The organism is Acidimicrobiales bacterium, from assembly GCA_036491125.1.
Classification (GTDB): domain Bacteria; phylum Actinomycetota; class Acidimicrobiia; order Acidimicrobiales; family AC-9; genus AC-9.
In genome coordinates this window covers 1-8,992 of sequence record DASXCO010000011.1, presented here as the reverse complement: position 1 = coordinate 8,992, position 8,992 = coordinate 1, and the positions used below count along the sequence as shown (strand labels likewise).

11 protein-coding genes and 1 tRNA gene are annotated in these 8,992 nt (G+C 68.6%); 7 read left to right on the top strand and 5 right to left on the bottom strand.

The features are described 5' to 3' along the window. The 7 genes from VGF64_00690 to VGF64_00660 form a co-directional block, all read left to right on the top strand. Positions 1 to 268, top strand: a 268-nt coding sequence (locus tag VGF64_00690; protein HEY1633244.1) for a UTP--glucose-1-phosphate uridylyltransferase, incomplete at its 5' end; no start/stop codon positions are given. Positions 269 to 278: 10 nt separating this feature from the next. Then, positions 279 to 1,487: a gephyrin-like molybdotransferase Glp gene (gene glp, locus VGF64_00685; GenBank protein ID HEY1633243.1), complete on the top strand. Its 1,209-nt coding sequence runs from the start codon at positions 279 to 281 to the stop codon at positions 1,485 to 1,487. A gap of 69 nt (positions 1,488 to 1,556) precedes the next feature. Then, complete coding sequence (gene moaA / locus VGF64_00680) at positions 1,557 to 2,573, top strand: GTP 3',8-cyclase MoaA (GenBank protein HEY1633242.1); 1,017 nt, start codon at positions 1,557 to 1,559, stop codon at positions 2,571 to 2,573. 119 nt (positions 2,574 to 2,692) lie between these two features. Beyond that, complete coding sequence (gene moaC, locus VGF64_00675) at positions 2,693 to 3,199, top strand: cyclic pyranopterin monophosphate synthase MoaC (protein ID HEY1633241.1); 507 nt, start codon at positions 2,693 to 2,695, stop codon at positions 3,197 to 3,199. A gap of 233 nt (positions 3,200 to 3,432) precedes the next feature. Then, a complete protein-coding gene (locus VGF64_00670; protein HEY1633240.1) occupies positions 3,433 to 3,987 on the top strand; it encodes a hypothetical protein in 555 nt (184 codons plus the stop codon). A gap of 44 nt (positions 3,988 to 4,031) precedes the next feature. Beyond that, on the top strand, positions 4,032 to 4,661 hold the full coding sequence (locus VGF64_00665; GenBank protein HEY1633239.1) for a hypothetical protein: 630 nt from the start codon (positions 4,032 to 4,034) through the stop codon (positions 4,659 to 4,661). Between the two features lie 25 nt (positions 4,662 to 4,686). Beyond that, positions 4,687 to 4,759: transfer RNA gene (locus VGF64_00660), tRNA-Ala, on the top strand. A 573-nt stretch (positions 4,760 to 5,332) separates the two neighbouring features. On the opposite strand, the gene VGF64_00655 is transcribed toward VGF64_00660, so the two are convergent. The 5 genes from VGF64_00655 to VGF64_00635 form a co-directional block, all read right to left on the bottom strand. Beyond that, complete coding sequence (locus tag VGF64_00655; GenBank protein ID HEY1633238.1) at positions 5,333 to 5,872, bottom strand: VOC family protein; 540 nt, start codon at positions 5,870 to 5,872, stop codon at positions 5,333 to 5,335. Beyond that, positions 5,865 to 6,377, bottom strand: coding sequence for an RNA polymerase sigma factor (locus tag VGF64_00650; GenBank protein ID HEY1633237.1), 513 nt, complete (start codon positions 6,375 to 6,377; stop codon positions 5,865 to 5,867). Before VGF64_00650 ends, VGF64_00655 begins: the two co-directional genes overlap by 8 nt. Positions 6,378 to 7,150: 773 nt before the next feature. Next, positions 7,151 to 7,570, bottom strand: a complete 420-nt coding sequence (locus tag VGF64_00645; protein ID HEY1633236.1) for a HepT-like ribonuclease domain-containing protein — start codon at positions 7,568 to 7,570, stop codon at positions 7,151 to 7,153. Then, positions 7,482 to 7,805, bottom strand: coding sequence for a nucleotidyltransferase domain-containing protein (locus tag VGF64_00640; GenBank protein HEY1633235.1), 324 nt, complete (start codon positions 7,803 to 7,805; stop codon positions 7,482 to 7,484). The genes VGF64_00645 and VGF64_00640 overlap by 89 nt, the downstream gene beginning before the upstream one ends. Positions 7,806 to 8,512: 707 nt before the next feature. Continuing rightward, positions 8,513 to 8,992, bottom strand: a 480-nt coding sequence (locus VGF64_00635; protein HEY1633234.1) for a hypothetical protein, incomplete at its 5' end; no start/stop codon positions are given.

The window sequence follows — 8,992 nt, the reverse complement described above, 5'->3', positions numbered from 1 at the left end:
CCGGTATGTCTTCACTCCGGAGATCTTCGACGCCATCGACCGGGTCGAGCCGGGCAAGGGCGGAGAGCTCCAGCTCACCGACGCCATCGGCCTGCTCCTCGAGACCCAGAAGGTCTACGGGTACCCGTTCGACTGGGGCCGTTACGACGCCGGCAACAAGCTCGACTACCTCCGGGCCAACCTCGAGTACGCCCTCGAGCGCCCCGAGTTGGCACCAGGCGTGCGTCGCCTCATCACGGACCTGGCGGCGCGGCAGGGCGAGAGCTGAGGGGCCGGCGGTGATCCCCCTGGCGATGGCCCGCCAGTTCGTCCTCGACGGATGCGCGCCGCTCGTGCCACGCCAGATCCCCCTCGACAAGGCGCTGGGCTGCGTCAGCTCGGAGGCGATCGTCGCCCGTGAGGCGGTTCCCGCCTTCGCCAACACGGCGATGGACGGGTACGCCGTGCGGGCCGCCGACACCGAGGGAGCGCCGGTGCGGCTCTCGGTGGTTGGCACCGTGGCTGCCGGGACCGCCCCATCGGCGGCACTCGGCGCTGGGCAGGCCATGCGCATCATGACCGGCGCGCCCATCCCGCCCGGCTGTGACGCCATTGTCATGGTGGAGCGGACCCACACCGAGGGGGCGGAGGTGATCGTCGAGCAGCCGGCGCGTCCAGGCGACCACCTGCGGCTGCCCGGGGACGACATCGCTCCCGGCCAGGAGGTCTTCCCGCCGCGCACGGCCCTGGGCCCCGGTCATCTGGGCGTGGTGGCCTCCCTCGGCCACACGAGCGTGGCCGCGTACCCCCAGGCGCTGGTGGGGGTGCTGTCCACCGGCGACGAGCTGGTCGAGGGGGGTGCGCACCTCCAGCCCGGCCAGATCAGGGACTCGAACCGCCATGCTCTGCTGGCCCTGCTCGCCAGGAGCGGATGCGTGCCGATGGACCTCGGCATCGCCCCCGACAATGAGGCGGCGATCACGTCGGCAGTCGAAGCAGCGCTTCCGACCTGTGACGCCGTCGTGGCCAGCGGGGGCGTCAGCATGGGGGACTTCGATTACGTGAAGGTCGTCCTCGACCGGCTGAGCGCGGGCTCGATGCGATGGATGCAGGTGGCCATCCGGCCGGCCAAGCCGTTGGCCTTCGGGGTCATCGAGGGCCGTCCGGTGTTCGGCCTTCCCGGCAACCCGGTGTCGTCGATGGTGAGTTTCGAGCTGTTCGCCAGACCGGGGCTGAGGGCGATGATGGGTCACGACCAGCTCGATCGCGTCCACGTCGAGGCCGTGGCCGACGAAAGCCTGCGCCGGCGTCCGGACGGCAAGCTGCACCTGGCCCGGGTGATCGCCACACCCCGCTCCGACGGGAGGTTCCACCTCCGATCCGCGGGCGGCCAGGCCTCTCACCAGCTCTCGGCCATGGCGCTCGCCAACGCCCTGGCGCTGCTACCCGACGGCGAAGGCATCGACGCTGGGGATTGCGTCACCACGATGCTGCTGGGCGAGCTCTGAGGCGTCGGGCGTCCCGTCCCGGCCAAACTGCCGCGGTGCGACGGCTTGCCGGCCCCTAGCATGGTCGGGGTGAACGACGTGGCCCCCAAGCCGCTGGTCGATCCCTTCGGGCGGACCGTGCGGGACCTCCGCATATCGGTCACCGACCGCTGTAACTTCAGCTGCACGTACTGCATGCCCGAGGAGGGGATGCAGTGGCTCGACCGCTCGGAGCTGCTGAGCTTCGAGGAGATCGAGCGGGTGGCCCGCCTGTGCGTGGAGCGCTTCGATTTCGACGGGATCCGGCTCACCGGGGGCGAGCCGACGGTGCGGGCCCGGCTGCCGCTGCTGGTGGAGATGCTGGCCGGGCTGCGGGTGCCGGCCACGGGGCGGGGCGTCGACCTGGCCATGACGACCAACGGGGCCACGCTCGGGCTGGTGGCGCGGGAGCTGCGGCGGGCGGGGCTGAACCGGATCAACGTGTCGTGTGACTCGCTGCGGCCGGAGCGATTTCGCCAGATGGCCCGGCGGGACCAGCTGGACCGGGTGTTGGACGGGATCGAGGCCGCCATCAGGGCAGGGTTCAGCCCGGTCAAGGTCAATACGGTGATGATGCGGGGGGTCAACGACGACGAGGCCGTCGACTTCGCCACCTTCGGCCGCGAGCGGGGGGTGCAGCCCCGCTTCATCGAGTTCATGCCGCTCGACGCCGACGGTGGGTGGACGATGGACCAGGTGGTGCCGGCGGACGAGACCCTGGCCGCCATCGACGCCGTCTACCCCCTGGAGCCCGTTCCCCACGGACCCGAGCCGGCGACCCGGTACCGGTACGTGGACGGCGGGGGGGAGATCGGGGTCATCCCGTCGGTCACGAGGCCGTTCTGCGGAGATTGCGACCGGGTGCGCATCACGGCCGAGGGGAAGTTCCGCACCTGTCTGTTCGCGCTGGACGAGCACGACCTGCGGACGGTTGTGCGAAATGGTGGCTCCGACGACGACCTGGCGGCCGCCATCGAACGTGCCGTGGGCACCAAGTGGGCGGGCCACCACATCGGTCGGGCGAGCTTCGTGCGGCCCCCGAGGAGCATGAGCCAGATCGGCGGGTAAGCCGGCCCGGGAGGCCGGCCGGAGGCGTCAGCCGCCGGCGCGCCAGCGACCAGGCCCGGCGGCGGCCGAACTGACTGGTCAGGCGACCAGGAGCGCCGGATGAATCTAGACTCGCCGTCATGACGGACCGCGGCCTCACCCATGTCGATCCGCTGGGCAGGGCCCGCATGGTCGATGTCACCCCCAAGGAGCCCAGCCACCGGCGGGCGCTGGCCCGCTGCAAGGTGACCATGCAGCCCGACACCACGTCGAGGGTGGCCAGCAACGCCATGACCAAGGGCGACGTCCTGGGTGCGGCGCGCATCGCCGGCATCCAGGCGGCGAAGCGGACGGCAGATCTCATTCCCCTGTGCCATCCCCTGCTGGTCGGCTCGGTGTACGTGAACTTCACCATCGGTGACGACCATGTCGGCGTGGAGACCCAGGTGGAGACGGTGGACCGCACGGGCGTGGAGATGGAGGCCCTCACGGCCTGTGCCGTGGCCGCCCTGACGATCTACGACATGTGCAAGTCGAGCGACCGCTCGATGACCGTCGGCGACCTCGCCCTGTGGGAGAAGAGCGGTGGTCGCTCGGGGACGTGGCGGCGGACCGACGGGGTGACGCAGGCGTCGCTCGACGGCTGAGCTCGGCGGGATTTAACGGCAGGAAAACTGCCGGTGTACAGGTCCGATACGACGCGCCGAAAAGATCCCCTGGCGTGGCGGTTCATTGGGTAGTACAAATCGACGTGTTGAGGGGGGCGCGCTCGGGTCAGTGAGCAGTGGCGGAAGTTTTGCTGGGCCGTCCTACCATCCACCGTTCAGCGCGAGCCCTGGGTTAGGGTCGCCAGGAAGTGAGGAAGGTAGGTCGAGGAACAGTGACGATCATTGTTCTCCTGATCCTGGCGTCGATGTGGGTGGCGGTTCTTCTCCCGAGCATTCTCCGTACCAGAGAGGCCGTTCGTTCGACGGACTCCGTCGGGGATTTTCGTCGCCAGTTGTGGGTCCTGGCTCGGACCCGGCGGGCCAGCCTCGGCATGGCCTATTCGAGCCAGCACGCAGCGTTGCCGCGGCGGCCGGTGGCGCCGTCGGGGCCAGACGTGCCGGCCAGGGCGATGGTGTCGGACCGGGCGCCGGTCGCATCCTCCGCGCAGCCGGTGGCGTGGGCGACGCGTCAGCACACGCTCAGGCGCAGGCGCGAGGTGCTGAAGACGCTGCTGACCGCCATTACCCTCACGTTCCTGCTGGGTGCGGTCCCCAGCCTGCGGATGGCATGGGGGTTCAGCGCCGTCCTCGCCGGGCTGACGCTCAGCTATCTCGCGGCGCTGATGCACCTGCGGAGCGTCGCCCTCGAGCGGTCGTCCAAGGTCGCCTTTCTCGACCGACACCGCCAGCCCGAGCCTGCGTTCGTGCTGCGGCGCTCAGCGAACTGACGTCGGCGTAGCCGGTGCCCCACCCTGGGCGCGGGGAAGAGCTGTTGGCGCTCGGGGAAGCGGTGCGGGCCACGCTGGAGCGTACCCACCGGGCTCGCGAGGACGGCCTGGCCGCCTGCCGGCGGACGATCCGGGCCTGCGGGAGGTCCATCCGGGCCATCCACCGCCTCGAGCCCGACGAGTATGCCCGCTTGGCCGAGGAGGCACGGGCGAACCTGCGGGAGGCGCAGGAGGCGCTGCACCCGCATCCGGCGTTGGCCGGTGCCGGGTTCCTCCACGACGCCGAGAAGGAGTACGCCGAGGCCCGGTTGACCTCGGCCCTCGTGGAGGGGTCGTCGCTTCCCGACGCAGCCGAGCTGGCCGTGGGGACGCCTGCGTGGCTCAACGGCTTGGCGGAGGCGGCGTCGGAGCTGCGCCGGCACCTCCTGGACCGACTCCGGCAGGGCGAGCTCGACCGGGCCGAGGGCCTCTTGCGGGCCATGGAGGACGCCTACGACATGCTGGTCACGATCGACTATCCCGACGCCATCACCGGCGGCCTGCGCCGGACGGTGGACGCCCTGCGGGCGGTCCTCGAGCGCAGCCGGGGCGACGTCACCACCGCCACCCTCCAGGGTCGCCTGCGACAGGCCATCGACCGCGCCACCGGTGCTGGCCCATCGGGGAGCGACTAGGCCCTCGACTATCCTGAGCTCTCGCGGGGGTGTAGCTCAGTCGGTAGAGCGCTACGTTCGCAACGTAGAAGTCGTCGGTTCGAGTCCGATCACCTCCACCGGGTTTGGGGCCCAAAAGTGCAGATCAGAGCGGGTTTTTGGAGTGTCCACGTTTTAGTTAATGACCGTGAGAACCCCTCCGTGCCCGTTCGAACGGGCACGCCTTGCGGACGGAATGTTGATGACGCGCCGAGATGCTCGCCGCGCACGACACTGACGTGCAGGTGGTTCATACGACGGGGCGAGCGTACCGTCGCGGATCGCCGGCTCGCGTGGGAGGGCTGCACCGACGTGCGCGGCCTGGGCGGTCGACCCGGGTTCTGGCGTGTTTCGAGGAACAGTCGGGCCGATGTCGTTGATCTGGCCTTCCGGCAAGAAAGTGGCTCTGCAGCACATTCGCGTGTCGCAGGTGACCGTCAGTAACCACCACTGACCGGTGTTTCGCGGCCTCCTGCGGCCTGGTCGCGGCCTGAGACGAGTCCACACCCGCCCTCACGAACACCTCGGCGAAGGCGGCAGCGAGTAGGCAATACAGGACGGCGTGCCCGAGCTGCTCCTTGCTGGGGCACGGCAGTGACGAACACGCAGCCGCCCTATGGGCGCTGGATGTGTAGTCGGCCAGCCGCTGGAGGTCAACCTGGGTCTACCCGGGTCCTGACGAACCAGTTGTGGCCGAAGGGGTCCCGCACCTTGCCGGTTCGGGATCCATGGACGTCTGCCACCGGACGAAGAACCTCAGCCCCTGCCTCACGTGCTCTGGCCACCACGGCGTCGGCATCGTCCACCGTGAGGTAGAGCTGCACCGTCGTGCCTCCCAGGGTGACGGGATGCCTGACACCCTCGGGAGGGTGCTCTCCTGCCACACGGATCACGCTGTCGCCGACGGCGAGCTCGGAGTGACCGATACTCCCGTCAGCCATGACGATCGGGTCGCCGATCAGGGTGGCCCCAAACGCCCGCCTGTAGAACTCGATGGCAGCCCAGGCGTCGGCCACCGAGAGGTAGGGCTCGACCCGGTCGATGGTCGTTGTAGCAGTGAGCATTGGCTCCTCCTCGTCAGGTTGGTCGTGAGTGATCGTTGCCAGGATCCTCCGCCGTAGCTGAGCGACGAACTCAGGACGGGGGGCGAGCGGAGCGTCCGTCAGGCGTAGGCCCTCGAAGGGATCAGTCACCGGCCTCTCCCTGCTCGTAGGCTCGACGGAAGGCTTGGCGGGCTCGGGTCAGCAGCGCCTCGGTGCCATGCACCGTGCGGCCCAGATGCTGGGCCACGTCGGGGACACGAAGCCCGTCGAGATAGCGCAGGGTGAGTGCGGCCCGATGGTGGCCACCGAGGCCGGCCAGAACCTGGTGCGCCTGGGCGGAGTCGAGCTGGGCGTCCCAGGGGTCTTCCTCGGCGGGGGCTTCGGCGGCAAGGGCAGCGAGCCGTTGCCGGTCGCGCTCGTCCCGCCGCCATTGGTCCACCAGCTTGTGGCGTGCAACCGCCACCAGCCAGGCAATGTTCAACTCCTCGGGAGGGCGACGCACGGCAGCAAGGAAGACCTCGGCCGTGAGATCCTCAGCCTCGGCCATGCTCCCGCACCGGGGCAGCAGGTACCCGTAGACCTGAGGCACGGCGCGCTCGTACAGCTCGAGGAGCCTCGCGTTCGGGCCGGCCCTTGCAAGCTCCTGCTCGGTCACATCCGGATCATCGTTCGGGAAGCCGGTTTCCGTCACCCCAACCCCCGATCTTCGATCGAGGGCGACGTCGGGATGGCTCTGCCCAGAGCTGCTCTCGTGCGGCGCTGGCGACACCTTCAACCCCCACTCGCCCAAGCGCCATTCTTCGTCCTACACACTTGCATCACCAATGTGGCCCCGCGCTACCGCCGGAGTCGGTGCATGGTGCCGGTCTTGTCTCTGGCTGGCCGTTCCCATTGTCGTTTGAGTGCCATCCCGGACGGTCAAGGGCACGTTGCGGGCCTGCGCTCGCTCCGCTCGCTCCGTGTCCTCACTCGGACCTGCTGCCCGTCCCTTGACCGCCCTGGGTTCGTGAGGCGGCCACGTGGCTGACCGGGCGTTGCACGCGTTGCACCCTCCTGATCAGGCGCTGCGCGGTCCGGGACAAAGCCTCGGCGACCAAAAACCTCTCGCTGTCAACGCTGGCGTCAACGTTGCTGTCAACCCTGCTGGCGCATCGTGTCGCCGTGCAAAAACACGTAGCCCGGATCGCTCTTCAACGACAACCAGCTCACGGTTGCCCATCGTTACCCAGACTGCTCGACGTCACAACGCTCGCAGAGCACCTTGGGGTCGCTCCCCGGCACGTGCGCCAACTTGTCGCTGAGCGCAGGATTCCATACCTGAAATGCGCCTCATCAGGTTTGATCCCGATCAGATCGCCAAATGGCTCAACTCGGCCCGGGCTCGACCTGGACGACCAACCCCAGACGCTAGATGGACGATGAGAGGCGTTAGGGACTTCCCTGACCCTCCCGAAGGGCGGTCGCCAGCGCGGGCACCGATGTCGTGGCGATCACCCACACCTGGTTCTGGTCGACGCGCTGGTAGTGGTGAGCGAGGAGGGTGCGTAGGTCGACGATGTCGCCCCAAGGGACCTCGGGAAAGCGCTCCCGCCCTTCCTGGCTCATGGCTCGTGCCGCCTCACCAACGATCTCGAGAAGCCGCTCGACCGCCAACCTCCGGATACGGTCCGAGTCCCAGAGGGCCTTCCGGACGCGATCAAACCTGCGATCTCGTCCGCCGCCTCCAAGATGTCGGCTACGCGGTCCGGGTCGGACCGGCTCAAAGCTCGATAGCTTCGTCGAGGATCGTCCGGTCTCGGGGCTTGAGGCCCCCGGCGGAGACCACGTCGACCGGGTGTTCGAGCAGATCGCTCAGGGCCTCGCTGAGGTGGCGCAGATCGAACAGCGAGCTGTCAGGCTCGAAGTCGACGAGGAGATCGATGTCGCTTCCGGTCCGGTCCTCACCGCGAGCCACGGACCCAAAGACTCGTACGCGCTGGCCACGGTGCTGGGTGACGATGGCCTTGATCTCGTCACGTCGCGCCTCGAGGAGAGCGCGGAGCGGGACGCCCACCCGTCCTGTGGTCGGCTGGCGTCGGGCCATGGCCACCAGAGTACCGACCCGCTTCTCGCACAGGCCCCGATGCGTGTAGCACCCCGCCCATAGAGTCCCGCCAGGAGCGGGGAGCTCCGCTCGCGAGGACGGCCTCGCCGCAAGGACACACCCGACCGCGGCGACCAGCCCGGTCACGCGAGAGGAGGATCCCCGAAGGCACGATCATGATCGATTGGCTCGATCCCTTTGGGGTCTACCTGATGGATTGGGAGATGACAGGTTGACTGGACGACAACTGGGTGTGGCGGCTACCGGGACAGGAGCAGTAGCGAACTGGTTCCCGGCGGGCACTACCCAACGGCCAGAGGCCAGATGCTGAGGGACGTCCTTTCGGCGGTTCCGCCGGGAATCGACCATGCCGTGATTCACGAAGGCGGCTGGGGCGATCGTCGACCCTCTCCTCGGGTTACCCTCATCAAAGCGTGACCACAACGTGACCTAACGAACGGCAAAAGTCGGTGAGCTGCGGGCAGTAAGGGGCAAGCGAAACGGCCCTCTGAATAGGTACGACGCGAAAATCAGCTGGGTCGCAGAGTGGCCCGATCAGCCTTCACACGGCTGCGAACCAGCGGAAGGTCGTCGCCGCTGGGTACGGAGTCACAGCTCACGGTCCCCGACGAGTCTCCGCTGACGCAAGTTGCCAGAGACCAGCTCGCCCCATCCGCCAGCTGAAGCTCGACGTCTGAGCTGTGGTGTCAGATGACGGCGGGTCCGTTCCACTTCCCTGCGTCTTCGACCCACGAGACCTGGACCGCGCCGTTGTCGACGACGCTGAAGAGGTCGGTCTGGTTCGCGACACCGAACTGCTGCGAGGCAACTAGGTGTCCGCCCACCGAGGCGGCGCCATCGGGGCTGATGGCCATGTGCCCGCTCCAACTGCCGGCGCCCTGGACCCAGGTCACCCGGAGCGCCCCGTTGATGTCGACCACGAAGACATCGGTCTGGTTGGCCACGCCGAACTGCGGTGAGGTGGCCAGATGCGCTCCCGCCGGGGCCAGGTTCGGAGACGAGATGGCCATCGGCCCCTCCCAACGGCCCGCGCCCTGGACCCATGAGACCTGCTCGGCTCCGTTGGTGGCGACACTGAACACGTCGGTCTGGTTGGGGACGCCCAGCTGCGGGGAGACCGCGAGCCCGGCACCGGGGGGAGCCGAGCCATTGGGGCTGATGGCCAG